Consider the following 24870-nt stretch of genomic DNA (forward strand, 5'->3'; position numbering starts at 1 on the left):
CAGCCTATAGCGGGGGCAGGGAGGGCAGGAGGCCGCCTTCGGCCGTCAGCGCGGAGCCGTCACGACGGCCGGAGAGCCACCCGACCACGTCCGGTGCGGGGCCGGAAATCGTCACCTCGGGATCGCCGTCGCGACCGGTGCTCCACGCGTGCGTGCCGTCCGTCACCCGCGTCGGGGGCACATCGGGGTTTCCCGAGAAACGGGCGGTCAGGAACGCGATCTCCCGCTGCACGAACTCCCCGGGGAGGTCCTCCAGCTCGTACCCCATCCCCAGGTCCACGTGGTGCAGTTCGACCTCGACCCACCGTCGGAACGGCACCCGGGACGCGGAGTCGGTCACGCCGTTGCGCAGCTCGACCGTGCGGGACCAGTCGGAGGGGATCGTGCCCACGGCCTCGAAGCGCTCGGCGGACTCGCGCACGTCCGCGAGCTGCTCGGTCAGCGGCCGGGGCGCGTCACGCTCGATGTCGTTGTCGCGTGCGTCACCACTGACGTACATGGGCCGACCGGACAGCACATTGACGAGCGCGTCCGCGTTCCGGGCGATGTGAGCCAGGACATGACCGCGGGTCCAGCCCGGCAGGCGTGACGGCTCGGCGGTCGAATCGTTGTTCAGTTTCGCGGCTGCGCTGAGCAGCCGGTCGGTCGCGTCACGTACAGACGCCAGGTCGCGCACATGATCAATCATGCGTCCGACGATAGTCGCGCCACACGTTCGGGTGAAGGCGTCTGAGCGGCACCGCAAATCGAATGCACGTGCTATATGGTCGAGTGCGGCATCGGGCATTCTTGGTGGTCCGGGTTTGTTATCAACCAGGGCAACCGCCCCGGCGTTGTCAGTGGCTCGCCCTAGTCTGTGAATGACGGGGGTCCCGCCCCTGTCACTTCTCTCAAGAAAGGTGCGGACCGGCGTGGCCGACCGTCTCATCGTCCGTGGCGCGCGCGAGCACAATCTCAAGAACGTCTCGCTCGACCTCCCGCGTGACTCCCTCATCGTCTTCACCGGGCTCTCCGGGTCGGGCAAGTCCTCGCTCGCGTTCGACACGATCTTCGCCGAGGGCCAGCGGCGGTACGTGGAGTCGCTGTCCTCGTACGCCCGGCAGTTCCTCGGTCAGATGGACAAGCCGGACGTCGACTTCATCGAGGGCCTCTCGCCCGCGGTCTCCATCGACCAGAAGTCGACCTCGCGCAACCCGCGCTCCACGGTCGGCACCATCACCGAGGTCTACGACTACCTCCGCCTGCTCTTCGCGCGCATCGGCAAGCCGCACTGTCCCGAGTGCGGGCGCCCCATCGCCCGGCAGTCGCCGCAGGCCATCGTCGACAAGGTCCTGGAGCTGCCCGAGGGCAGCCGCTTCCAGGTCCTCTCGCCGCTGGTGCGCGAGCGCAAGGGCGAGTTCGTCGACCTCTTCGCCGACCTCCAGACCAAGGGCTACAGCCGCGCCCGGGTCGACGGCGAGACGATCCAGCTCTCCGAGCCGCCCACGCTGAAGAAGCAGGAGAAGCACACCATCGAGGTGGTCATCGACCGCCTCACGGTGAAGGACTCCGCCAAGCGCCGCCTGACCGACTCCGTGGAGACCGCGCTCGGCCTCGCCGGAGGCATGGTCGTGCTCGACTTCGTCGACCTCCCCGAGGACGATCCCGAGCGCGAGCGGATGTACTCGGAGCACCTGTACTGCGCGTACGACGACCTGTCCTTCGAGGAGCTTGAGCCCCGCTCCTTCTCCTTCAACTCGCCCTTCGGCGCCTGCCCGGACTGCACCGGCATCGGCACGCGCATGGAGGTCGACCCCGAGCTGATCATCCCGGACGAGGACAAGTCGCTCGACGAGGGCGCCATCCACCCCTGGTCGCACGGCCACACCAAGGAGTACTTCGGGCGGCTCGTCGGAGCCCTCGCCGACGCCCTCGGCTTCTCCACCGACATGCCCTGGGCCGGACTTCCGCAGCGCGCCAAGAAGGCCCTCCTGAACGGCCACAAGACGCAGATCGAGGTCCGCTACCGCAACCGGTACGGCCGCGAGCGGGTCTACACCACGGCCTTCGAAGGCGCCGTCCCCTTCGTCAAGCGCCGCCACAGCGAGGCCGAGAGCGACGCGAGCCGCGAGCGCTTCGAGGGCTACATGCGCGAGGTGCCCTGCCCCACCTGTGAGGGCACGCGCCTCAAGCCGATCGTCCTGGCCGTCTCGGTCATGGGGAAGTCCATCGCCGAGGTGTCGGCGATGTCCATCAGCGACTGCGCGGACTTCCTCGCCGAGCTGCGGCTGGGCGCCCGCGACAAGAAGATCGCCGAGCGCGTCCTGAAGGAGGTCAACGAACGGCTGCGTTTCCTGGTCGACGTCGGCCTGGACTACCTCTCGCTGAACCGCGCGGCGGGCACCCTCTCCGGAGGCGAGGCCCAGCGCATCCGCCTGGCCACCCAGATCGGCTCGGGCCTGGTCGGTGTCCTGTACGTCCTGGACGAGCCGTCCATCGGCCTGCACCAGCGCGACAACCACCGCCTGATCGAGACCCTCGTGCGCCTGCGCGACATGGGCAACACGCTCATCGTCGTCGAGCACGACGAGGACACCATCAAGGTCGCCGACTGGGTCGTCGACATCGGCCCCGGCGCGGGCGAGCACGGCGGCAAGGTCGTGCACAGCGGCTCCATGAAGGAGCTGCTTTCCAACGACAAGTCGATCACCGGGCAGTATCTGTCGGGCAAGCGGTCCATCCCGGTGCCGGACATCCGCCGCCCGGCGGACCCCACCCGTCAGCTGACGGTGCACGGCGCCCGGGAGAACAACCTCCAGGACATCGACGTCTCCTTCCCCCTCGGCGTCCTCACCGCTGTCACGGGTGTCTCGGGCTCCGGCAAGTCGACGCTGGTCAACGACATCCTCTACACGCACCTGGCGCGCGAGCTGAACGGCGCCCGGTCCGTCCCGGGACGGCACACGCGCGTGGAGGGCGACGACCTCGTCGACAAGGTCGTGCACGTCGACCAGTCGCCCATCGGCCGCACCCCGCGGTCGAACCCGGCGACGTACACCGGAGTCTTCGACCACGTCCGCCGGCTGTTCGCGGAGACGATGGAGGCGAAGGTCCGTGGCTATCTGCCCGGCCGCTTCTCCTTCAACGTCAAGGGCGGCCGCTGCGAGAACTGCTCCGGCGACGGCACGATCAAGATCGAGATGAACTTCCTGCCGGATGTGTACGTCCCCTGCGAGGTCTGCCACGGGGCGCGCTACAACCGCGAGACGCTGGACGTCCACTACAAGGGCAAGTCCATCGCCCAGGTCCTGGACATGCCGATCGAGGAAGCGCTCGACTTCTTCGAGGCCGTGCCGGCCATCTCCCGCCACCTGCGCACGCTCAACGACGTGGGTCTTGGGTACGTCAGGCTCGGCCAGTCCGCGCCGACGCTCTCCGGAGGTGAGGCGCAGCGCGTGAAGCTGGCCTCCGAGCTCCAGAAGCGCTCGACGGGCCGGACCGTCTACGTCCTGGACGAGCCGACCACCGGTCTGCACTTCGAGGACATCAGCAAGCTGATCACGGTCCTGTCCGGCCTGGTCGACAAGGGCAACACGGTCATCGTCATCGAGCACAACCTCGACGTCGTCAAGACCGCGGACTGGGTCGTCGACATGGGCCCCGAAGGTGGCAACGGCGGCGGTCTGGTGGTCGCCGAGGGCACGCCCGAGGAGGTCGCCGGAGTCCCGACGAGCCACACGGGCAAGTTCCTGCGGGACATCCTCGCGGCGGACAGCATCAGTGACGGGGCCTCGCAGGGGCGTAAGCGGGCGGTCTCCTCGGCGGTGAAGAAGTCGACGGCCAAGGCCACCGCGAAGACGGCCACCGCGAAGAAGGCCGCTTCCAAGGCGCCGGTCAAGAAGGCCGCCGCAAAGACAGCGGCGGCCAAGAAGGCCCCCGCCAAGAAGGCCACCAGGGCTCGTAAGGCCTGATGCAGCCGGGCGGATCTGCGGGTCCGCTGTGGCTGAGCGCGCAGTTCCCCGCGCCCCTTCGGGGCGACGGCAACGGGCCGCCGGACAAGTTCCCTTGTCCGGCGGCCCGTTCGCGTGTTCGTCTTGGCGGCATGCCCGTACGCAGCGAACGCCAAGGTCCCGTCACCACGATCGTGCTGTCACGGCCCGATGTGCGCAACGCCGTCGACGGGCCCACGGCCAGGGCCCTCGCCGACGCGTTCCGGGACTTCGATGCCGATCCCGAGGCCGCCGTCGCCGTGCTGTGGGGCGAGGGCGGCACCTTCTGTGCCGGCGCCGACCTCAAGGCCATCGGAACACCGGACGGGAACGAGGTGACCGAGAAGGGCGACGGGCCCATGGGGCCGACCCGTATGCGTCTCTCCAAGCCCGTCATCGCCGCGATCTCCGGCCACGCGGTCGCCGGAGGCCTGGAGCTCGCCCTCTGGTGTGATCTGCGGGTCGCCGACGACGACGCCGTACTCGGAGTCTTCTGCCGCCGCTGGGGCGTCCCGCTCATCGACGGCGGTACGGTGCGGCTGCCACGGCTCATCGGCGAGAGCCGGGCCATGGACCTGGTGCTCACCGGCCGCCCCGTCCCCGCGGCGGAGGCGCTCGCGATGGGCCTGGTCAACCGGACCGAGCCGCCGGGCACCTGCCGCGCCGCCGCCGAACGCCTCGCCGCGGAGATCGCCGCGTTCCCCCAGGCCTGCCTCCGCAACGACCGGCTCTCCGTACGGGAACAGGGCGGCCTGACCGAGGAGGCCGCGATGGCGGGCGAGCTGCGCCACGGCCTGCGGTCCCTCACCGAGGCGGCGGACGGTGCCGCACGGTTCGCCGCCGGGGCGGGCCGGCACGGCACGTTCACGGACGACTGAGCCGTCGGCTCACCCCTGCGGCGCGGCGGACTCGGCGGGCTCAAGGAACTGCATGTCCAGCTGGATCTTCACCACGTCGCCGAGCATCCCGGCCCCGAAATCGAGGCCGTAGTCGCTGCGCTTGATCTGGCCGGTCGCCTCGAACCCCGCGTGGCGCCGTGGGTCGCCCGGGAACGCCTGGAGCCCGCCGAACTCGACGGCGAGGGTGATCGGCCTCGTCACGTCACCGATGGTCAGCTCGCCCTCCATGGTCCACTCGTCCGCTTCGCCGACGACCCGCGTCGAACGGAACGTCATCGTGGGGCGGCTCTCGACGTCCAGCAGGTCGGGCGCCTTGACGTGCGCGTCACGGTCCTTGTTGCCCGTGTCGATCGAGGCGAGCGCGATGGTCGCCGTCACGGATGAGGTCGCGGCGCTCTCGCCCACGACAAGACCGGCCGACAGCTCCGTGAACCGTCCGCGCACCTTCGAGATCCCGAGGTGGCGGATGGTGAAGTTGACGGCGGAGTGGAAGGGGTCGATCTCCCAGCTCCCGGCGGGGAGGGGGAGCGTGGTTGTCGTGGGGGCGGTGTTCGTGTCGGAAGTCATGCCGCCCACCATGCGAGCCCGCCCACGGGCGAGGAAGGCCGAGCCAAGGCTGGTAGTGACAGGGCCACGATCCGGTCCGGTGCCTGCTGGTACGTTCGGCCGGTGAGCGACAACGAGCTCGGCACCTTCCTGCGTACCTGCCGCGAGGCGGTCACGCCCGCCGAAGTCGGGCTGCCCACCGGGCCCCGGCGCCGCACGCCGGGCCTGCGCCGCTCCGAGGTCGCCACGCTCGCCGGGGTCAGCGTCGAGTACCTGGCGCGGCTCGAACAGGGCCGCGACCGGCACCCGTCCCCGCAGGTCATGGGGGCGCTCGCGGACGCCCTGCGGCTGTCCATGGAGGAGCGCTTCCACCTGCGCCGCCTGGAGAAGGAGACGGTCGGCGACCCCTGCTGCCCGGCGGCGAGCGTGCCGTCCCGGTCGGTGCGGCCCACCGTGCGGGCGCTCGTCGATCGCCTGGAGCCGGCCCCCGCCGTCCTGTTCAACCGGCTCGGCGACGTCCTCGCGTACACCTCGGGCTACGAGCGGATCATGGGGCCCGTCGGCCTCCTCGACGACGAGCAGCCCAATCTCATCCGGTTCCTGTTCACCGACGAGCGGGCCCGCGCCGCCTACCCCGACTGGGACGGCGTCGCCGACGAGCAGATCGCGTCGCTCCGGGCCGGGTCCATGCTCAGCGACCCGCACGCCGAGGGCTTCGCCGACGAGCTGACCGTCATGGCCGGCGCGCCGTTCGCCGACCGCATGGCGGCCGTGCCACGGCTGCCCCGGGCCAGCGGCATCGAACGCATGACGCACCCGGAGGCCGGGACGCTGCGGCTGTCGTACGAGACGCTGACGCTGCCCGAAGGCGACGGTCAGCGTCTGGTCGTCCACCTGCCCGCCGATGAGGCCACGTCGGCGTCCCTCGACCGCCTCAACGGCCGCCAGCCCGGCGCCCTGCGCGCGGTGACCGGCTGAGAGCCGTCACCCCCAGCCGTCACCCCCGTCACCCCAACTCCTCGGCGTACGGAGGCTCCGCGCCCGCGCGGGACACGGTGACCGCCGCCGCCCGCGCCGCGAAGCGCAGGACCTCGCCCCAACTGTCGGCGCCCAGCGCGGACAGGGAGTCCACGGACAGCGCGTCCCGTGCGCGAAGCCCGTGCAGCAGCGCCGCGTTGACGGTGTCGCCCGCGCCGATGGTGTCCACCACGTCGACCGCCTCACCCGGCACCGACCACTCCCCGCCGTCCCGGGTGAACACGGTGAGACCTTCGCCGCCCCGCGTCACCACCACCGCGCCGGGCCCGGACGCGAGCCACTCGCGCGGCGTGCCGCCGAGCCAGCTCGCGTCGTCCTCCGACAGCTTGAGCAGCGAGACCGACGGCAGCCAGCTCTTGAACCGGGCCCGGTAGGCGTCCGCGTCCGGGATCAGGCTCGCCCGGATGTTCGGGTCGAGCACCGTGAAGACACCCCGCGCAGACTCCCGGCGCATCAGCTCCTCGTACGCGCTCGCGCCCGGTTCCAGGACGAGCGAGCAGGTCCCGAACGACACCGCGCGTACGGCGTCGGGAAGTTGCTCCGGAGCCGTGAAGAGCCGGTCCGCCGTGCCCTCGACGTAGAAGGAGTAACCGGCGGAGCCGTCCGCGCCGATCGAGGCGACGGCGAGGGTGGTCGGCTCGGCGCCCCGCTGCACGTACGACACCTCGACACCCGCGGCCCGCAACGTGTCGATCAGCGCGTCGCCGAACGCGTCCGTCGAGATCCGCGAGCAGAAGGCGACGGGGGAGCCGAGACGGCCGAGGGCCACCGCGGTGTTGTACGGACCGCCGCCGAGCCGTGGGGCGAGCGCGGGCAGCCCGGCGTCGGTGGGACCCTGCGGGACGAGGTCGATCAGGGCCTCTCCAGCGACGACTATCACGGGTGGTTCCTCTCGGCTCTGCGATCACGGCTCCGCTGCGGCGCCCGTCCGGCTTTCGCCCTCTCGCGCTTTCGCCACAGGCTAGGGCTTCCCGGCGGCCGTGGCCCGGTACGGGCGGCACTCGGGCACGGTCGCGCCCAACGCGGGCAAGCGGCTCCCCGCCGGTATGGTCTGATCCGTCACCGAAGCGCCTGACCTGTGGAGACTCCATGCCCGGCACGCCGCCCCCCGCCCGCCGCACCGTGCTGCGCGCCGCAGCCATCGTCCCGGCCGCGGGCCTTGGGGTCGCCGCCTGCTCGTCCGGTGGCGGTGACGGTGACGGCTCCAGCCGTTCGGCGCCGACCGCGCCGACGGACCTCGGCACGTCCGACGAGGTGAAGGTAGGGGCCTCGAAGCTCTACAAGGACAAGAACGTGGTCGTGAGCCGCATCTCCGACGACGAGTACAAGGCGTTCAGCACGATCTGCACGCACGCCAAGTGCCCCATCAACAAGCTGGAGGGGCACAAGCTCATCTGCCCCTGCCACGGAAGCCAGTTCGACGCCACGAACGGCAAGGTGCTGCACGACCCGGCCGTCACGCCGCTCGCCGAGCTGCCGGTGAAGGTGGAGGACGGCAAGATCGTCGCGGGCTGAGGGCCAGCACGACCGCTCGTCGGCAGTCCGGCCGCTCACTCCCAGTCCCAGGCGATCCCCAGGATCCCCGCCCGCACCTGCGGCTCCACGACGTGCACCGACCGGTGGCTGCCGCTCAGCGTCAGCTCCTGGCGCCCGCCGCGCGGCGCGGCGGCCGAATGCCGGGTGAAGCGGTGGCAGCGCACGGGCAGCGCCCGCTCGTCGAAGCGCACCTGGAGCGCGTACTGCCCGCCCGCGAAGGTGAAGCCCCGGAAGTACTCGGTGGCCGCCCCCGCCGTGCCGTCCTCGAAGCCGTAGCGGAACAGATGCGTGTCGCCCGCGCGCAGGCGCGTGTCGAAGAGCAGTTCGGCGACGAGCACCCCCGTCTCGTGGTGCCACCGCACACGTCCCGTACGGCAGTTCTCCAGTGCGTGCACGGCGACGCGTTCCGGTACGCAGCCGGGGTCGCCGTGGTAGATCGCGAGGTAGCGGTCCACGGCGTCCCGGTGGGCGCGCACGACATGCTGCGAGTCGCGGCCGAGCAGCTGACGGCGTGCACCGATCCGCACCCGCTCGTGGTGGCCGATGGTGTGCAGACCGCCGTCGAGTGGTGAGCCGAGCTCGGTGATCAGCTCCTGGAGGACGTCGGAGGCGTCGAGGAGGGAGCGGTAGGAGCGGGCGGCGGGGCGTTCGCAGTCGGGGCGCTCGGAGGGCTTGGCGAGGAGCCGGATCAGTGACTCCTCGGGGAGACCGAGGATCTCCTCCAGGGCGCGCACGGCACGGAGGGACTCGGTGCGCTGAGGGCGTCGCGCGCCCTGCTGCCAGTAACTCAGGCTCGTCACACCGACGTTGACGCCCTGCCGCGCCAGATGGTGGCGTACGCGTTGCAGGGGCAGGCGCCGTGCGGCGATCGCGGCCCGCAGCGCCACGTGGAAGGGGCCGGTGCGCAGGGCGGTCTCCAGGTCCGCGGGCGCGCCCTCCGCGAGCTGTGTGCCGTGCCGCATCGTGCCGTGCCCCATCGCAAGGCCCTTCCGTGAACATTCACATCGGCCGTCCGGGCGTACGCGCCGGTCGGAGCGGGCCACCAGGTGGGCGTACGAGGGGTGTTCACATACGTACGCCGACGTTCACGGCCCAAGTAATCCCGCATTGAACCTTGTTGACCTGCACCCGACAACACTCGATGCTCAATCGCAGCGTCCGGACGCGCTCCTCCACCACCCCACCCCCCGCATGGGAGGAACGCGATGCGCCACAGAATCAGCAGGTACGGCGGACGCAGACGGTTGTCCGCGCTCGCCCTCGTGGCGGCCGCCCTGGTCACCGCACCGGCGGCCACGGCCACGGCCGCCCCCGACGATCCGTCCGCTCTCGCGGCCAAGCGGCTGAACATCACGATGCAGGCCCAGCAGAAGACCAACTGGTGCTGGGCAGCGGCCGGCAACACGATCGCCACCTTCTACGGCAAGAAGTACAGCCAGAACCAGTTCTGCAACGCCGCTTTCGGGCGCAACCAGAACACCGAGTGCCCCAACTCGCAGGCGACGCTGGGCGACGTGCAGAACGGTCTCGACTGGGCGGGCATCAACGCGGGCTCGTACGTCAGCGGCTGGCTGCGCTACCCGACCGTGCAGGCCGAGATCAACGCGGGCCGTCCGGTCGAGACCCGCATCCAGTGGTCGAACGGCGGCGGTCACATGCACGTCCTGTACGGGTACGACGACGCGAGCAGCTGGGTCTACTGGGGCGACCCATGGCCCTCGAGCGACCGCTACAACTGGGCCTCGCACAGCTGGTACGTCAACAACAACACCTTCTCCTGGACCCACTCGCTCTACCGGATCGGGGCGTGAGCGCGATGAACCGTCACCTTCCCCGTCAGCTGCTGCGTGGCGCGCTCGCCGGTTCGGCGGCCACCCTGCTGCTCGGCCTCGCGGCGCCGTCCGCCGGCGCGGACCCCGGGCCTTCGGACGCCTCGCGTGAGGCGGCCCACGATGCCGCGGGGGCGCCCGGGACCCTCGACACGCTCTCCCGCTTCTTCGCGCGCGAAGGGGCCGTCAGCAAGGCCGCGGCCGACCCCCGCGTCCAGGGCGACGCCGTACCCGTGCGCTATCTCTCCGCGGAGTTCGTCGCCGGGAAGAAGGGAGCGCAGATCGCCCGCGTGGAGTTCCTCGCCAGCAAGGCCGTCTCCTCCGACGGCCAGGAAGCCTCCTTGTGGACGGTGAAACAGGGCGGCTCCTGGAAGGTCGTGAACATCGCCACCGGGGACGATGAGACGCACTACGCGCGCGTGGGCGCCGACAGGCTCCCCGGGGGCACCGTTTTCCACGAGCCGCAGATCAACGCCTGGTACGTGCACGGGCGGGGCCGGGTGCTGCCGCTGGACGCGGACGCGAGGGGTGCCGTGGGCTCGGGCGGGGTCTCGGTCACCGCCTATCAGAAGCGGGTGCACGCCGCGTACGCCGACAAGCTGCCGGGCTCTGCGTACGCGAAGTCCGGCGAGGCGGGGGGCTTCGCCGCCAAGGAGCGGGCCGCGGAGCGCCCGGAGGTCGTGGCTCCGGCTTCGGCTGACGGCCCCGTCACGGTGGCCTCCTCCGTGGCAGGAGCGGGAGCCCTGGCCGCCCTCGGCCTCTCCGGGGCGGCCGTCCTGCGCCGTCGCACCCGGCAGCACGGCTGACCTTGCCCACCCACCCGCCTCCTCAGGCGGGTGGGTGGTGGCCGGCCCCTGACTGTCAGCCCCCGCCAGTAGGGTGTGGAGCATGGCAGACCCCTCCAGCTACCGCCCCAAGCCGGGACAGATCCCCGACTCGCCGGGGGTCTATCGGTTCCGCGACGAACACCGCCGGGTGATCTACGTCGGCAAGGCGAAGAGCCTGCGCCAGCGACTGAACAGTTACTTCCAGGACATCAGCAATCTGCACCCGCGTACGGCCACGATGGTGACGACGGCCGCCTCCGTGGAGTGGACGGTGGTCTCCACCGAGGTCGAGGCGCTGCAGCTCGAATACTCCTGGATCAAGGAGTTCGACCCCCGGTTCAACGTCAAGTACCGCGACGACAAGAGCTACCCGTACCTCGCGGTGACGATGAACGAGGAGTTCCCGCGCGTCCAGGTGATGCGCGGCCACAAGAAGAAGGGCGTCCGCTACTTCGGGCCCTACGGCCACGCGTGGGCGATCCGCGACACCGTCGACCTCCTCCTGCGCGTCTTCCCCGTCCGCACCTGCTCCGCCGGCGTCTTCAAGAACGCCGAGCGCACCGGCCGCCCCTGCCTCCTCGGCTACATCGGCAAGTGCGCGGCGCCCTGCGTCGAGCGGGTCTCCCGGGAGGAACACCGTGAACTCGCCGAGGACTTCTGCGACTTCATGACGGGCCGCACGGCCACGTACATCCGCCGGGTCGAGCGGCAGATGGCGGACGCCGCGGAGGACATGGAGTACGAGAAGGCCGCCCGGCTCCGCGACGACGTCGGGGCCCTGAAGAAGGCCATGGAGAAGAGCGCCGTCGTCCTCGCCGACGCCACGGACGCCGACCTCATCGCCCTCGCCGAGGACGAGCTGGAGGCGGCCGTCCAGATCTTCCACGTCCGCGGCGGCCGGGTGCGCGGTCAGCGCGGCTGGGTCACCGACAAGGTCGAGGCGGTCACCAGCGGCGACCTCGTCGAGCACGCCCTCCAGCAGTTGTACGGAGAGGAGAGCGGCGACTCCGTACCGAAGGAAGTGCTCGTCCCCGCGCTCCCCGACCCCATAGAGCCGGTCCAGGAGTGGCTCACCGAGCGCCGCGGTTCGAACGTCTCGCTGCGCATCCCGCAGCGCGGCGACAAGAAGGCGCTCATGGAGACCGTGGCGCGCAACGCACAGCAGTCGCTCGTGCTGCACAAGACCAAGCGCGCCTCCGACCTGACCACCCGTTCCCGCGCCCTGGAGGAGATCGCCGAGGCGCTCGAACTGGACAGCGCCCCCCTGCGCATCGAGTGCTACGACATCTCGCATCTGCAGGGCGACGACGTCGTGGCCTCGATGGTCGTCTTCGAGGACGGCCTCGCCCGCAAGAGCGAGTACAGGCGCTTCCAGATCAAGGGCTTCGAGGGCCAGGACGACGTCCGCTCGATGCACGAGGTGCTCACGCGCCGCTTCAGGCGCTACCTCTCCGACAAGCAGCAGACGGGCGAGTGGGACCCCAAGGAGACGGGCGCCGAGAGCGGAGACGTGGGCGGCGAGGTGAGCGCCGAGACGAACAGCCTCACCGAGGAGGACGGCCGTCCCAAGCGCTTCGCCTATCCGCCCCAGCTCGTCGTCGTGGACGGCGGGCAGCCGCAGGTCGCGGCGGCCCAGCGGGCCCTGGACGAGCTCGGCATCGACGACATCGCGGTGTGCGGCCTGGCCAAGCGCCTCGAAGAGGTCTGGGTGCCGGGCGACGACGACCCGGTGATCCTGCCGCGCACCAGCGAGGGGCTGTACCTTCTCCAGCGGGTACGCGACGAGGCGCACCGTTTCGCGATCACGTATCAGCGCGCCAAGCGGGCCAAGCGCTTCAAGGCCGGACCGCTGGACGCCGTGCCGGGCCTCGGCGACGCACGCAAGCAGACGCTGATCAAGCACTTCGGTTCGGTGAAGAGGCTGCGATCCGCGACAATCGACCAGATCTGCGAGGTTCCGGGCATAGGCCGCAAGACGGCCGAGGCCATCATCGTGGCCCTGGCCGGAGCGACTCCCGCCGGCCCCGCCGTGAACACGGCGACCGGAGAGATCATTGAAGACGAGGAGCCCGCGCGCACGGGAACCTCGGAGGACGGCGAGGGGCCCGTGACCGCGGGCACCTCAGAAGAACGACGGGGGCAGGAGCCATGACCGAGCACGACGAAGGCGGCGAGCAAGTGAGTACGGGCACGACCATCACGCCAGGTGAGGCCGCCGAGGTGGTCCCCGAGCTGGTGATCATCTCCGGCATGTCGGGAGCCGGCCGCAGCACCGCGGCGAAGTGTCTCGAGGACCTCGGCTGGTTCGTCGTCGACAACCTGCCGCCCGCGCTGATCCCCACCATGGTGGAGCTCGGCGCCCGCTCGCAGGGGAACGTCGCCCGCATCGCGGTCGTCGTCGACGTGCGTGGCCGCCGCTTCTTCGACAATCTGCGCCAGTCCCTCGCGGACCTGGAGGCCAAGCACGTCACGCGGCGGATCGTCTTCCTGGAGTCCTCGGACGACGCCTTGGTGCGCCGCTTCGAGTCGGTCCGCCGCCCGCACCCGCTGCAGGGCGACGGCCGCATCGTCGACGGCATCGCGGCCGAGCGCGAGCTCCTGCGCGAGCTGCGCGGCGACGCCGACCTGGTGATCGACACCTCCAGCCTGAACGTGCACGAGCTGCGCGCCAAGATGGACGCCCAGTTCGCGGGCGACGAGGAGCCCGAGCTGCGGGCCACGGTCATGTCGTTCGGCTACAAGTACGGCCTGCCGGTCGACGCCGACCTCGTCGTGGACTGCCGCTTCCTGCCCAATCCGCACTGGGTGCCGGAGCTGCGACCCTTCACGGGGCTCAACGAGGAGGTGTCGGGCTACGTCTTCAACCAGCCGGGCGCCAAGGAGTTCCTCGACCGGTACGCCGAGCTGCTCCAGCTCATCGCCGCGGGATACCGCCGCGAGGGCAAGCGTTACGTGACGATCGCGGTCGGCTGTACGGGCGGCAAGCACCGCTCCGTCGCCATGTCGGAGAAGCTCGCGGCGCGCCTCGTGTCCGAGGGCGTCGAGACCGTCCTCGTCCATCGGGACATGGGGCGAGAGTGAAGTCCTCCCTGCGGCTGAACCGTCTGGGCCGCAAGCGGGGCACTCAGCCCAAGGTCGTGGCGCTCGGTGGCGGGATGGGCCTGTCCGCCTCACTCGCCGGTCTTCGCCGCATCACCGGTGACCTCACCGCCGTGGTCACCGTCGCCGACGACGGCGGCTCCAGCGGGCGGCTCCGCGACGAACTGGGCGTGCTGCCCCCGGGGGACCTGCGCAAGGCGCTCGCCGCGCTGTGCGGGGACGACGACTGGGGTCAGACCTGGTCCCGTGTCATCCAGCACCGCTTCCAGTCCAAGGGTGACCTGCACGAGCACGCGGTCGGCAATCTGCTGATCGTCGCCCTGTGGGAACAGCTCGGCGACCACGTGCAGGCCCTCGACCTGGTCGGCAAGGTTCTCGGCGCGCACGGCCGGGTCCTTCCCATGTCCGCGGTCCCGCTGGAGCTGCAGGCCCTGGTCAAGGGACACGACCCGGAGCGCCCGGACGAGGTGGACACGGTGCGCGGGCAGGCCACGGTGGCGCTCACCCCGGGTGAGGTGCAGTCCGTGCACCTCGTCCCGCACGACCCGCCGGCCGTCCCCGAAGCGGTCGCCGCGGTGCTCGACGCGGACTGGGTGGTGCTCGGTCCGGGCTCCTGGTTCTCCTCGGTGATCCCGCATCTGCTGGTCCCCGAACTGCTCGACGCGCTCATCCAGACGAAGGCCCGCAGGGTCCTCTCGCTCAACCTCGCGCCACAACCCGGTGAAACCGATGGGTTCTCTCCGCAGCGTCATTTGGAGGTTTTGGCCCGACACGCCCCTAAACTCGCCCTGGACGTGGTGCTGGCCGACGACGCCGCCGTGCCCGACCGTGAGTCACTCACCGATGCCGCCAAGCGGCTCGGCGCCACGGTCGAGCTGGCGCCGGTGGCCAGGCACGATGGCACTCCGAGGCACGATCCGGAGCTCCTGGCCACCGCGTACGACCGTATTTTTCGGATGCATGGAAGGATCGGCCCATGGCGATGACGGCAGCGGTGAAGGACGAGATCTCCCGGCTTCCCGTCACCCGGACCTGCTGCAGGAAGGCAGAGGTCTCGGCCATCCTGCGGTTCGCGGGCGGCCTTCACCTGGTGAGCGGCCGCATCGTGATCGAGGCGGAGCTGGACACGGCGATGGCCGCGCGACGGCTGAAGCGGGACATTCTTGAGATCTTCGGGCACAGCTCGGAGCTGATCGTGATGGCCCCCGGCGGACTGCGGCGCGGCTCGCGCTACGTCGTTCGGGTGGTTGCGGGCGGCGATCAGCTGGCCCGCCAGACGGGTCTCGTCGACGGCCGGGGACGCCCCATCAGAGGGCTGCCGCCACAGGTGGTCTCGGGGGCCACCTGTGACGCCGAGGCCGCGTGGCGCGGGGCGTTCCTCGCGCACGGATCGCTGACCGAGCCGGGCCGCTCCTCCTCCCTGGAGGTCACCTGCCCGGGGCCGGAGGCCGCCCTCGCCCTGGTCGGCGCCGCGCGCAGGCTGCAGATCGGGGCCAAGGCCCGTGAGGTGCGCGGCGTGGACCGCGTGGTTGTCCGGGACGGCGACGCGATCGGCGCCCTGCTCACCCGGCTCGGTGCCCACGAGTCGGTGCTCGCCTGGGAGGAGCGGCGGATGCGCCGCGAGGTGCGCGCCACCGCCAACCGCCTGGCCAACTTCGACGACGCCAACCTGCGCCGCTCGGCCCGCGCGGCCGTCGCCGCGGGCGCCCGTGTGCAGCGCGCCCTGGAGATCCTCGGCGACGAGGTCCCCGAGCACCTCGCGGCGGCCGGACGGCTGCGCATGGAGCACAAGCAGGCCTCCCTGGAGGAGCTGGGCGCGCTCGCCGACCCGGCGCTGACGAAGGACGCGGTCGCGGGTCGTATCCGCCGGCTGCTCGCCATGGCGGACAAGCGGGCCCAGGACCTCGGGATTCCGGGTACGGAGTCCAACCTGAGCGAGGAGCTCGCCGACAACATGGCGGTCTGACCGCCGTCGTACGCGAGCAAGCCGCCGGGGCCGTTGAGGCCCCGGCGGCTTCTTCGTGTTCCCTCGCGGCTGACCCTTCACGCCATATTGACATGATCATGAAGTGTCACGAGCCTGGCGTTCGCGCACAAATGTGCCGGACAACCGCAAGGGGGGCTCATGAGACCAAGAGAGAGATCCAAAAGATCCAGAGCCGGTTTCAGATCCGTCGTCGCCGCGGGCGCACTGCTCGTCGGCGGCCTTGTCGCAGTGCCGCACGCCCAGGCCGACAGCGGGGCCAAGGCCCCGGCCGCCGACGACCCGGCGGCCGTGAAGGTCTACGAGGCCGTGGTCACCGAGAAGCAGATCCCGATCCTCGTGCAGGCGGGTCAGGACGTCCACGAACTCGCCGGGCAGACCCGCGAGCGCGGCACCGCCCGCGTCGAGGTCTATCTGACCGAGGCGCAGGCCAAGGGTGTCGAGCACGAGGGCGTGAAGCTCACCGAGCAGAAGGTCTCGGCCGCTGCGCAGCAGAAGCTCAAGGCCGCGGGGGACGGTGTGTTCCGCCCGTACAGCGGCAAGGGCGGCCTCAAGGAGGAGATCGTCAAGACCGGTCAGGCCCACCCGGGCCTCACCAAGGTCGTCTCCATCGGCAAGACGCTCAAAGGCCAGGACATCCTCGCCCTGAAGCTCTCCAAGGGCGCGAGCAAGGCCAAGGACGGCTCCAAGCCGTCCACGCTCTACATGTCCAACCAGCACGCGCGCGAGTGGATCACCCCCGAGATGACGCGCCGCCTGATGCACCACTACCTGGACAACTACGGCAAGGACAAGCGCATCACCAAGCTCGTGAACACCACCGAGCTGTGGTTCGTGCTCTCCGCCAACCCCGACGGATACGACTTCACGCACGCCGCCGACGGTGACCGCCAGTGGCGCAAGAACCTCCGCGACATCGACGGCGACGGCAAGATCGCGGCGGGCGACGGCGTCGACCTCAACCGCAACTTCGCCTACAAGTGGGGCTACGACAACGAGGGCTCGTCCCCCGAGCCGTCCTCGGAGACCTACCGCGGCACCGGCCCCATGTCCGAGCCCGAGACCAAGGCGATCGACCGCTTCCAGAAGCGCATCGGCTTCACGTACGGCATCAACTACCACTCGGCGGCCGAACTGCTCCTCTACGGAATCGGCTGGCAGGTCGCCACGCCGAGCCCGGACGACGTCCTCTACAAGGCGCTGAACGGCACCCCGGAGAAGCCCGCCGTCCCCGGCTACCACCCGCAGGTCTCCTCCGAGCTCTACACCACCAATGGTGAGGCGGACGGCCACGCGGGCAACATCAACGGCATCTCGATGTTCACGCCGGAGATGTCCACCTGCCAGACGGCCTCGAACGTCGACCCCAATGACGCCTGGAAACCCGAGGACTGCGCCTCGATCTTCACCTTCCCGGACGACGAGAAGCTGATCCAACAGGAGTTCGCGAAGAACGTCCCGTTCGCGCTCGCCGTTGCCGAGACCGCCACCCACCCCGACCAGCCGGTCTCCGTCACCGGCATCGAGGCCCCCGACTTCACGCCGGACTCCTTCACGGAGTCGTACGCACGCGGCGGTGACCAGGAAGTCGCCGTCACCGCCCGCAAGTCGGTGCGCGACAAGGAGCTCAACTACCGCGTCAACGGCGGCCGTACGCACGACGAGAACCTCAAGGCATGGAAGGGCGGCGAGACGTACGGCGGTGAGGACAACCTCCACTTCGACCAGTACCGCGCCGAGATCGAGGACACGCGCGCGGGCGACAAGGTCGAGGTGTGGTTCACCGGCCGCAACAAGAAGGGCCGCACGGAGAGCCCGCACTTCACGTACACCGTCGCCGAGCGGGCCAAGGCGAACACCCTCGTCGTCGCCGAGGAGGGTGCCCCCGCCACACAGGCCCAGAAGTACGTCGACGCCCTGAAGGCCAACGGCCGTTCCGCCGTGGTCTGGGACGTCGCCAAGAAGGGCGCCCCGCATCCGCTCGGCGTCCTGTCGCACTTCTCCGCGGTCGTGCACTACACCGGCGACCCGGTGCCCGGCGCGGCCACCCAACTCGCCCTGCGCGCCTACCTCAACGAGGGCGGCAAGCTGATCGAGTCCGGTGAGCGCACGGGCGGCAACGTGGACCTCGGGGACGCGCTGACCGACGACTTCGCGCAGTACTACCTCGGCGCCTACGAACGCCTCTCCGCACCAGGCGCCACCAGCTTCACCGGCAGCGGCGCGCTCGACGGCGTACAGACGCCGCTCGCCGCGGCCGAAGCCAACCCCCTGGACAAGGCGGGCCGTTACACCGTCACGTCCGACAGTCTGCCCGCCGACGAGTTCCCGCAGTTCAAGAGCGCGGCGGCAGGCAGCTACCCCGGGCTCGCCAATCCGTACGCGCCCTTCGAGGGGCAGGGCATGGCGTCGGCGTCCCACGCCGACCAGGACTGGAAGCGGCTGACCCGCACCATCGACCTGACCGGGGTCACGGCCGCGGACCAGCCGCAGCTGCGGTTCGCGCTCAACTGGAACCTCGAGACCGGTTACGACCACGGCGTGCTCGAGGCACACACCGCCGGAGCCGACGACTGGACCACGCTGCCGGACTCCAACGGCAACTCGTCCCAGGCCGTGCCCGCCGAGTGCGGGGCCGGGTTCTTCATCAACGGCCACCCGTTCCTGCGCCACTACCTGACGCAGTCGGCGACCGGCTGCACGGCGTCCGGCACCAGCGGGGCCTGGAACAGCTTCACCGGGTCCTCCAGCGGCTGGAAGAACGTCTCCTTCGACCTGAGCGCCTACGCGGGCAAGACGGTCGAGGTCTCGCTCAGCTCCATCACCGACCCCTCCAGCGGGGGCCGCGGGTTCTTTGCCGACAACGCTCAGCTCGTGATAGGGGGCAACGCCACGCAGACCGAGGGATTCGAGTCCTCGCTGGGCACCTGGGCGGTCGCTCCGGCACCCCCCGGAAGCCCCAACATCACGGGTGACTGGGCCCGTACAGGGGAGCTCTACAAGCCCTATGCGGCCGTCACAGCGCGTGACAGCGTGCTGCTCGGGTTCGGGTTCGAGCATGTACCCGGAAGTGCCGAACGGGCCGCTCTTATGGGCGCATCCCTTGCACATCTGCGCCGCTGACGCTGCGTAATCAAAGCCGAGATCGCGGTGGTCCGTGTTCCCTACTCGGGAGTACGGACCACCGTGCCGTCCGGGCCCCCTGTCGATGTCACCCAAAGGCCATCAGAGAGGTAGGGTCGGAGGCGGTCGGGGACATCCCATACAACTCGCCGGCGTCTGAAACCGGCGTACCAACGAGGAGATCGGTTCGTGACGATCCGCGTAGGCATCAACGGCTTCGGCCGCATCGGGCGCAACTACTTCCGGGCGCTGCTTGAGCAGGGTGCGGACATCGAGATCGTGGCTGTCAACGACCTGGGTGACACCGCGACTACCGCGCACCTTCTGAAGTACGACACCATCCTGGGCCGTCTCAAGGCCGAGGTGTCGCACACCGAGGACACCATCACGGTCGACGGCCACACCATCAAGGTGCTGTCCGAGCGCAACCCCGCCGACATCCCGTGGGGCGAGCTGAACGTCGACATCGTGATCGAGTCGACGGGCATCTTCACCAAGAAGGCCGACGCCGAGAAGCACATCGCCGGTGGCGCGAAGAAGGTCCTCATCTCGGCTCCGGCCAAGGACGAGGACATCACCATCGTGATGGGCGTCAACCAGGACAAGTACGACGCGGCCAACCACCACGTCATCTCGAACGCGTCCTGCACCACCAACTGTGTGGCGCCGATGGCGAAGGTTCTCGACGAGAACTTCGGCATCGTCAAGGGCCTGATGACGACGGTCCACGCGTACACCAACGACCAGCGCATCCTGGACTTCCCGCACTCGGACCTGCGTCGCGCCCGCGCCGCCGCCGAGAACATCATCCCGACCACGACCGGTGCCGCCAAGGCCACCGCTCTGGTCCTTCCGCAGCTCAAGGGCAAGCTCGACGGCATCGCGATGCGCGTCCCGGTCCCGACCGGTTCCGCCACCGACCTCGTCGTCGACCTGCAGCGCGAGGTCACCAAGGACGAGGTCAACGCCGCGTTCAAGAAGGCCTCCGACGACGGCGCCCTCAAGGGCTTCCTCACCTACACCGAGGACCCGATCGTGTCGTCGGACATCGTCGGCGACCCGGCCTCCTGCACCTTCGACTCCTCCCTGACCATGGTCCAGGAGGGCAAGACGGTGAAGATCCTCGGCTGGTACGACAACGAGTGGGGCTACTCCAACCGCCTCGTCGACCTCACGGTCTTCGTCGGCGGCCAGCTCTGATCACCAGAGCAGGCACCTCGATGTGAGCACAGGGTCCGGATCGCGCATACTGCGTGGTCCGGGCCTTGTTGTTGTTGCACGTCAGCCCTTTTAAGGAGTCCTGGAGTCCAGCCATGAAGACGATCGACGAACTTCTCGCCGAAGGGGTCGAAGGCAAGCGGGTCTTCGTCCGCGCCGACCTCAACGTGCCGCTCGCCGACGGCACCATCACCGACGACGGCCGCATCCGCGCCGTCCTGCCGACCGTCACCAAGCTCGCCGAAGCGGGCGCCAAGGTGATCGTCGCCTCGCACCTCGGCCGCCCCAAGGGCGCCCCGGACCCGGCGTTCTCGCTGCTTCCCGCCGCCGAGCGCCTCGGTGAACTCCTCGGCAAGCCCGTCGCGTTCGCACAGGACACCGTCGGCCCCGCCGCGCACGACGCGGTCGACGGCCTCGAGTCCGGCCAGGTCGCCGTCATCGAGAACCTCCGCTTCAACGCGGGCGAGACCTCCAAGGACGACACCGAGCGCGGCGAGTTCGCCGACAAGCTCGCCGCTCTCGCGGACGTCTACGTAGGCGACGGCTTCGGCGCCGTGCACCGCAAGCACGCCTCCGTGTACGACCTCCCGGCGCGCCTGCCGCACTACGCCGGCTACCTCATCGCCACCGAGGTCGGCGTCCTGAAGAAGCTCACCGAGGACGTCAAGCGCCCGTACGTCGTCGCGCTCGGCGGCGCCAAGGTCTCCGACAAGCTGGCCGTCATCGACCAGCTGCTCGGCAAGGCCGACCGTCTCCTGATCGGTGGCGGCATGGCATACACCTTCCTCAAGGCCCAGGGCCACGAGGTCGGTATCTCCCTCCTCCAGGAGGACCAGGTCCCGACCGTCAAGGAGTACATCAAGCGCGCCGAGGAGAAGGGCGTCGAGCTGGTCCTCCCCGTCGACGTGCTGGTCTCCACGGAGTTCCCGGACCTGAAGACCAAGGCCCCGGCCAACCCCACCACGGTCGCCGCGGACGCCATCCCGGCCGACCAGGAGGGTCTCGACATCGGTCCCGAGACCCGCAAGCTCTACGCCTCGAAGCTCGCCGACGCGGCCACCGTCTTCTGGAACGGTCCGATGGGCGTCTTCGAGCACCCCGACTACGCCGAGGGCACCAAGGCGGTCGCCCAGGCACTCCTCGACTCCCCGGCCTTCACGGTCGTCGGCGGTGGCGACTCCGCCGCGGCCGTCCGCACGCTGGGCTTCGACGAGAATGCATTCGGCCACATTTCCACCGGCGGCGGCGCCTCCCTCGAATACCTCGAGGGCAAGACGCTCCCCGGCCTCGCCGCACTGGAGAACTGACACCTGATGACTACGCGTACCCCGCTGATGGCGGGCAACTGGAAGATGAACCTCAACCACCTCGAGGCCATCGCCCACGTCCAGAAGCTCGCCTTCGCCCTGGCCGACAAGGACTACGAGGCCGTCGAGGTCGCCGTCCTGCCCCCCTTCACCGACCTGCGGTCGGTGCAGACCCTGGTCGACGGCGACAAGCTCAAGATCAAGTACGGCGCCCAGGACATCTCGGCGCACGACACCGGTGCCTACACCGGTGAGATCTCGGGCCCGATGCTCGCCAAGCTGAAGTGCACGTACGTGGCCGTGGGCCACTCCGAGCGCCGTCAGTACCACGACGAGACCGACGAGATCTGCAACGCGAAGGTGAAGGCCGCCTACAAGCACGGCCTGACCCCGATCCTCTGCATCGGCGAGGGCCTCGACATCCGCGAGGCCGGCCAGCAAATCGAGTACACCCTCGCCCAGCTCGACGGCGGCCTGAAGGACCTCCCCGCCGAGCAGGCCGAGTCCATCGTCATCGCGTACGAGCCGGTGTGGGCCATCGGCACCGGCAAGGTCGCGACCCCCGAGGACGCCCAGGAGGTGTGCGGCGCGATCCGCGGCCGCCTCGCCGAGCTGTACTCGCAGGAGCTCGCCGACAAGGTCCGCATCCAGTACGGCGGCTCCGTGAAGTCCGGCAATGTGGCCGCGATCATGGCGCAGGCCGATGTCGACGGCGCCCTGGTGGGCGGCGCGGCGCTCGACTCGGACGAGTTCGTCAAGATCGTCCGGTTCCGCGACCAGTGAGTATGCGGTAGCGCCGATACGTCGTACCCTTGCGGGGGCCGGGCGGCTTCGAATCAAGAGGCTCCGGCCCCCGTCGTCTGTCCAGATCCGAGGAAGTTGGTCCAGCCGTGGTTATGGGGTTCTCGATCGCCCTGATCGTCTTCAGTGGGCTGATGATGCTCCTTGTGCTGATGCACAAGGGCAAGGGCGGCGGCCTTTCCGACATGTTCGGTGGCGGCATGCAGTCCTCCGTCGGCGGCTCGTCGGTCGCCGAGCGCAACCTCGACCGCATCACTGTCGTGGTCGGTCTTCTCTGGTTCGCGTGCATTGTCGTGCTCGGCCTGTTGATGAAGGTGAACAACTGACCGCGAAAGCGGCTTGATTGCCACCTTGCGAAAGCTTCGCTTAAAGCCCCATGTACGGTGCGCGCCGCACGGCGCGGATTATCATGGGGCTTGCGTCTCGGGGCGGGGTGTAACTCCAAACACTGGACGCGCGTTGGGCCTTACGTAGACTGAGGCGCCCGCAGCAGCACCATCACGCAGGGAGTTACGACCGTGGCAAGTGGCAACGCGATCCGAGGAAGTCGGGTCGGGGCGGGGCCGATGGGCGAGGCCGAGCGCGGTGAGTCCGCGCCGCGTCTGCGCATCTCCTTCTGGTGCTCCAACGGACACGAGACGGTGCCCAGCTTCGCCAGCGACGCGCAGGTCCCCGATACCTGGGACTGCCCCCGCTGCGGCTTCCCGGCAGGTCAGGACCGGGACAACCCGCCCGACCCGCCCCGCACCGAGCCGTACAAGACGCACCTGGCGTATGTGCGGGAGCGGCGCACCGACGCGGACGGCGAGGCGATTCTCGCGGAGGCGCTGGCAAAACTGCGGGGCGAGATCTAGAGCGTGAGAAGGGCCGGACATCTGTGGATGTCCGGCCGCTGTGTTTTTCACGTGGCGTTTACTGGCACGTGTGCGGACAGACAGCTTCAGAGATCTCATATCGGGCCCTGATCAATTAGGTTGGAACGTGCAGCGGGGCAAGGTACGTACACAGGTACGAGAGAAGGCTGAAGTCCGAGATGAACGCAGAAAGCCGCGCCAGGCTCAACCAGACGCCCGAATGGGCGGCGATCGGCAAGCACCGGGAGCAGCTGGGGGAGGTGCAGCTGCGTGATCTTTTCGCCAAGGACCCGGCGCGCGGCACGCAGTACACGCTCCAGGTCGGCGACCTGCACGTCGACTACTCCAAGCACCTCGTCACGGACGAGACGCTGACGCTCCTGCGCGAGCTCGCCGCGGCCACCGACGTCTTCGGCCTGCGGGACGCCATGTTCCGCGGCGAGAAGATCAACACCACCGAGGACCGCGCCGTCCTGCACACGGCGCTGCGCGCCCCGCGGGACGCGGTGATCGAGGTCGACGGCGAGAACGTCGTGCCGGCCGTGCACGCCGTGCTCGACAAGATGAGCGCCTTCGCGGACAAGGTCCGCTCCGGCGAGTGGACCGGGCACACCGGCAAGCGCATCAAGAACATCGTGAACGTCGGCATCGGCGGCTCCGACCTGGGCCCCGCCATGGCGTACGAGGCGCTGCGCTCCTTCACCGACCGTGACCTCACCGTGCGTTTCGTGTCGAACGTCGACGGCGCCGACCTGCACGAGGCCGTGCGGGACCTGGACCCGGCCGAGACCCTTTTCGTCATCGCCTCGAAGACGTTCACCACGATCGAGACCATCACGAACGCCACCTCGGCGCGCGACTGGCTCCTGACCGGCCTGCGCGCCGACCAGAGCGCCGTCGCCAAGCACTTCGTGGCCCTGTCGACGAACGCCGAGAAGGTCTCCGACTTCGGCATCGACACGGCCAACATGTTCGAGTTCTGGGACTGGGTCGGCGGCCGCTACTCGTACGACTCGGCGATCGGTCTCGCGCTGATGATCGCGATCGGCCCGGACGCCTTCCGGCAGATGCTGGACGGCTTCCACCTCGTCGACGAGCACTTCCGCACCGCGCCCGCCGAGTCCAACGTGCCGTTGCTGCTCGGCCTGTTGGGCATCTGGTACGGCAACTTCCACGACGCCCAGTCGCACGCGGTCCTGCCGTACTCGCACTACCTCTCCAAGTTCACCGCCTACCTCCAGCAGCTGGACATGGAGTCCAACGGCAAGTCCGTGACCCGCGACGGCGAGCCGGTCGACTGGCAGACGGGACCGGTCGTCTGGGGCACCCCGGGCACCAACGGCCAGCACGCGTACTACCAACTCATCCACCAGGGCACGAAGTTGATCCCGGCGGACTTCATCGGCTTCGCCGAGCCGGTCGCCGATCTGCTGCCGGGGCTTGTCGCCCAGCACGACCTCCTGATGGCCAACTTCTTCGCGCAGACACAGGCGTTGGCCTTCGGCAAGACGCCCGACGAGGTGCGGGCCGAGGGTGTGCCGGACGAACTGGTTCCGCACAAGACGTTCAAGGGCAACCACCCGACGACGACGATCCTCGCCAAGGAACTGACACCGTCGGTTCTCGGTCAACTCATCGCGCTCTACGAACACAAGGTGTTCGTGCAGGGCGCCGTGTGGAACATCGACTCCTTCGACCAGTGGGGCGTCGAGCTCGGCAAGGTCCTCGCAAAGCGCATCGAGCCGGCCCTGACGGAGGGCGCCGACGTGGCGGACCTCGATGGGTCGACGACGGCTCTGGTCGCCAAGTACCGCACTCTGCGCGGGCGTTGAGCCCAAGGG

At 69.6% G+C, this 24870-nt stretch carries 21 protein-coding genes; 17 read left to right on the forward strand and 4 right to left on the reverse strand.

Translation table 11 applies throughout. From position 1 onward, the window contains the following. Positions 1-4 precede the first annotated feature (4 nt). Positions 5-688 (reverse strand): maleylpyruvate isomerase family mycothiol-dependent enzyme, encoded by a 684-nt coding sequence (locus tag ACZ5U5_RS27635; protein WP_469026668.1) that lies wholly within the window; start codon positions 686-688, stop codon positions 5-7. Positions 689-911: 223 nt separating this feature from the next. On the opposite strand from ACZ5U5_RS27635, the gene uvrA reads away from it, so the two are divergent. Beyond that, the gene (gene uvrA, locus ACZ5U5_RS27640; protein WP_469026670.1) at positions 912-3950 is read left to right on the forward strand and encodes an excinuclease ABC subunit UvrA; all 3039 of its coding nucleotides are present in this window, start codon (positions 912-914) and stop codon (positions 3948-3950) included. 131 nt (positions 3951-4081) lie between these two features. Beyond that, the gene (locus tag ACZ5U5_RS27645) at positions 4082-4846 is read left to right on the forward strand and encodes a crotonase/enoyl-CoA hydratase family protein (protein ID WP_469026673.1); all 765 of its coding nucleotides are present in this window, start codon (positions 4082-4084) and stop codon (positions 4844-4846) included. 9 nt (positions 4847-4855) lie between these two features. On the opposite strand, the gene ACZ5U5_RS27650 is transcribed toward ACZ5U5_RS27645, so the two are convergent. Next, positions 4856-5434: a YceI family protein gene (locus ACZ5U5_RS27650; RefSeq protein ID WP_469026675.1), complete on the reverse strand. Its 579-nt coding sequence runs from the start codon at positions 5432-5434 to the stop codon at positions 4856-4858. Between the two features lie 102 nt (positions 5435-5536). Between ACZ5U5_RS27650 and ACZ5U5_RS27655 the strand changes: the two genes are divergently transcribed. Then, positions 5537-6391, forward strand: coding sequence for a helix-turn-helix domain-containing protein (locus ACZ5U5_RS27655; protein WP_469026677.1), 855 nt, complete (start codon positions 5537-5539; stop codon positions 6389-6391). 28 nt (positions 6392-6419) lie between these two features. Here ACZ5U5_RS27655 and ACZ5U5_RS27660 read toward each other — a convergent pair whose 3' ends face one another. Continuing rightward, on the reverse strand, positions 6420-7331 hold the full coding sequence (locus ACZ5U5_RS27660) for a carbohydrate kinase family protein (protein ID WP_469026680.1): 912 nt from the start codon (positions 7329-7331) through the stop codon (positions 6420-6422). 209 nt (positions 7332-7540) lie between these two features. Here ACZ5U5_RS27660 and ACZ5U5_RS27665 point away from each other — a divergent pair, with 209 nt between their 5' ends. Then, on the forward strand, positions 7541-7966 hold the full coding sequence (locus tag ACZ5U5_RS27665) for a Rieske (2Fe-2S) protein (protein WP_469026682.1): 426 nt from the start codon (positions 7541-7543) through the stop codon (positions 7964-7966). A 35-nt stretch (positions 7967-8001) separates the two neighbouring features. On the opposite strand, the gene ACZ5U5_RS27670 is transcribed toward ACZ5U5_RS27665, so the two are convergent. Continuing rightward, on the reverse strand, positions 8002-8949 hold the full coding sequence (locus tag ACZ5U5_RS27670) for a hypothetical protein (protein WP_469027114.1): 948 nt from the start codon (positions 8947-8949) through the stop codon (positions 8002-8004). Positions 8950-9192: 243 nt separating this feature from the next. Between ACZ5U5_RS27670 and ACZ5U5_RS27675 the strand changes: the two genes are divergently transcribed. The 13 genes from ACZ5U5_RS27675 (at position 9193) to pgi (ending at position 24861) form a co-directional block, all read left to right on the forward strand. Continuing rightward, entirely contained in the window at positions 9193-9798 is a 606-nt protein-coding gene (locus ACZ5U5_RS27675; protein ID WP_469026685.1) for a papain-like cysteine protease family protein, read from the forward strand. Positions 9799-9803: 5 nt separating this feature from the next. After that, positions 9804-10622 carry a hypothetical protein gene (locus ACZ5U5_RS27680; protein ID WP_469027116.1) on the forward strand — a complete coding sequence of 273 codons (819 nt, stop codon included), beginning with the start codon at positions 9804-9806 and terminating at the stop codon, positions 10620-10622. Positions 10623-10704: 82 nt separating this feature from the next. Beyond that, entirely contained in the window at positions 10705-12795 is a 2091-nt protein-coding gene (gene uvrC / locus ACZ5U5_RS27685) for an excinuclease ABC subunit UvrC (protein ID WP_469026687.1), read from the forward strand. Then, positions 12792-13724 carry an RNase adapter RapZ gene (gene rapZ / locus ACZ5U5_RS27690; protein WP_363208058.1) on the forward strand — a complete coding sequence of 311 codons (933 nt, stop codon included), beginning with the start codon at positions 12792-12794 and terminating at the stop codon, positions 13722-13724. The genes uvrC and rapZ overlap by 4 nt, the downstream gene beginning before the upstream one ends. Then, positions 13721-14728, forward strand: a complete 1008-nt coding sequence (locus ACZ5U5_RS27695; protein WP_469026689.1) for a gluconeogenesis factor YvcK family protein — start codon at positions 13721-13723, stop codon at positions 14726-14728. Before rapZ ends, ACZ5U5_RS27695 begins: the two co-directional genes overlap by 4 nt. Then, on the forward strand, positions 14719-15708 hold the full coding sequence (gene whiA, locus ACZ5U5_RS27700; RefSeq protein WP_363208056.1) for a DNA-binding protein WhiA: 990 nt from the start codon (positions 14719-14721) through the stop codon (positions 15706-15708). The genes ACZ5U5_RS27695 and whiA overlap by 10 nt, the downstream gene beginning before the upstream one ends. Before the next feature lie 159 nt (positions 15709-15867). After that, positions 15868-18849 carry a M14 family metallopeptidase gene (locus ACZ5U5_RS27705; protein WP_469026691.1) on the forward strand — a complete coding sequence of 994 codons (2982 nt, stop codon included), beginning with the start codon at positions 15868-15870 and terminating at the stop codon, positions 18847-18849. Between the two features lie 189 nt (positions 18850-19038). Next, positions 19039-20049, forward strand: coding sequence for a type I glyceraldehyde-3-phosphate dehydrogenase (gene gap, locus ACZ5U5_RS27710; protein ID WP_469026693.1), 1011 nt, complete (start codon positions 19039-19041; stop codon positions 20047-20049). 113 nt (positions 20050-20162) lie between these two features. Continuing rightward, positions 20163-21374 (forward strand): phosphoglycerate kinase, encoded by a 1212-nt coding sequence (locus ACZ5U5_RS27715; RefSeq protein WP_469026696.1) that lies wholly within the window; start codon positions 20163-20165, stop codon positions 21372-21374. Positions 21375-21380: 6 nt separating this feature from the next. Next, positions 21381-22157, forward strand: a complete 777-nt coding sequence (gene tpiA, locus ACZ5U5_RS27720; RefSeq protein ID WP_469026698.1) for a triose-phosphate isomerase — start codon at positions 21381-21383, stop codon at positions 22155-22157. A gap of 113 nt (positions 22158-22270) precedes the next feature. Further along, entirely contained in the window at positions 22271-22501 is a 231-nt protein-coding gene (gene secG, locus ACZ5U5_RS27725; protein ID WP_067430519.1) for a preprotein translocase subunit SecG, read from the forward strand. Between the two features lie 192 nt (positions 22502-22693). Further along, entirely contained in the window at positions 22694-23029 is a 336-nt protein-coding gene (locus tag ACZ5U5_RS27730; RefSeq protein WP_363208051.1) for an RNA polymerase-binding protein RbpA, read from the forward strand. Positions 23030-23208: 179 nt separating this feature from the next. Beyond that, complete coding sequence (gene pgi / locus ACZ5U5_RS27735) at positions 23209-24861, forward strand: glucose-6-phosphate isomerase (protein ID WP_469026700.1); 1653 nt, start codon at positions 23209-23211, stop codon at positions 24859-24861. Positions 24862-24870: the final 9 nt, after the last annotated feature.

It is taken from the genome of Streptomyces sp. NPDC033177, from assembly GCF_055577715.1.

Coding starts and splice junctions, on each gene's coding strand:
- ACZ5U5_RS27635 (WP_469026668.1), bottom strand. CDS start 688: ATGATTGATCATGTGCGCGACCTGGCGTCTGTACGTGACGCGACCGAC.
- ACZ5U5_RS27645 (WP_469026673.1), top strand. CDS start 4,082: ATGCCCGTACGCAGCGAACGCCAAGGTCCCGTCACCACGATCGTGCTG.
- ACZ5U5_RS27650 (WP_469026675.1), bottom strand. CDS start 5,434: ATGACTTCCGACACGAACACCGCCCCCACGACAACCACGCTCCCCCTC.
- ACZ5U5_RS27665 (WP_469026682.1), top strand. CDS start 7,541: ATGCCCGGCACGCCGCCCCCCGCCCGCCGCACCGTGCTGCGCGCCGCA.
- ACZ5U5_RS27670 (WP_469027114.1), bottom strand. CDS start 8,949: ATGCGGCACGGCACACAGCTCGCGGAGGGCGCGCCCGCGGACCTGGAG.
- ACZ5U5_RS27675 (WP_469026685.1), top strand. CDS start 9,193: ATGCGCCACAGAATCAGCAGGTACGGCGGACGCAGACGGTTGTCCGCG.
- ACZ5U5_RS27680 (WP_469027116.1), top strand. CDS start 9,804: ATGAACCGTCACCTTCCCCGTCAGCTGCTGCGTGGCGCGCTCGCCGGT.
- uvrC (WP_469026687.1), top strand. CDS start 10,705: ATGGCAGACCCCTCCAGCTACCGCCCCAAGCCGGGACAGATCCCCGAC.
- rapZ (WP_363208058.1), top strand. CDS start 12,792: ATGACCGAGCACGACGAAGGCGGCGAGCAAGTGAGTACGGGCACGACC.
- whiA (WP_363208056.1), top strand. CDS start 14,719: ATGGCGATGACGGCAGCGGTGAAGGACGAGATCTCCCGGCTTCCCGTC.
- ACZ5U5_RS27705 (WP_469026691.1), top strand. CDS start 15,868: ATGAGACCAAGAGAGAGATCCAAAAGATCCAGAGCCGGTTTCAGATCC.
- ACZ5U5_RS27715 (WP_469026696.1), top strand. CDS start 20,163: ATGAAGACGATCGACGAACTTCTCGCCGAAGGGGTCGAAGGCAAGCGG.
- tpiA (WP_469026698.1), top strand. CDS start 21,381: ATGACTACGCGTACCCCGCTGATGGCGGGCAACTGGAAGATGAACCTC.
- secG (WP_067430519.1), top strand. CDS start 22,271: ATGGGGTTCTCGATCGCCCTGATCGTCTTCAGTGGGCTGATGATGCTC.
- pgi (WP_469026700.1), top strand. CDS start 23,209: ATGAACGCAGAAAGCCGCGCCAGGCTCAACCAGACGCCCGAATGGGCG.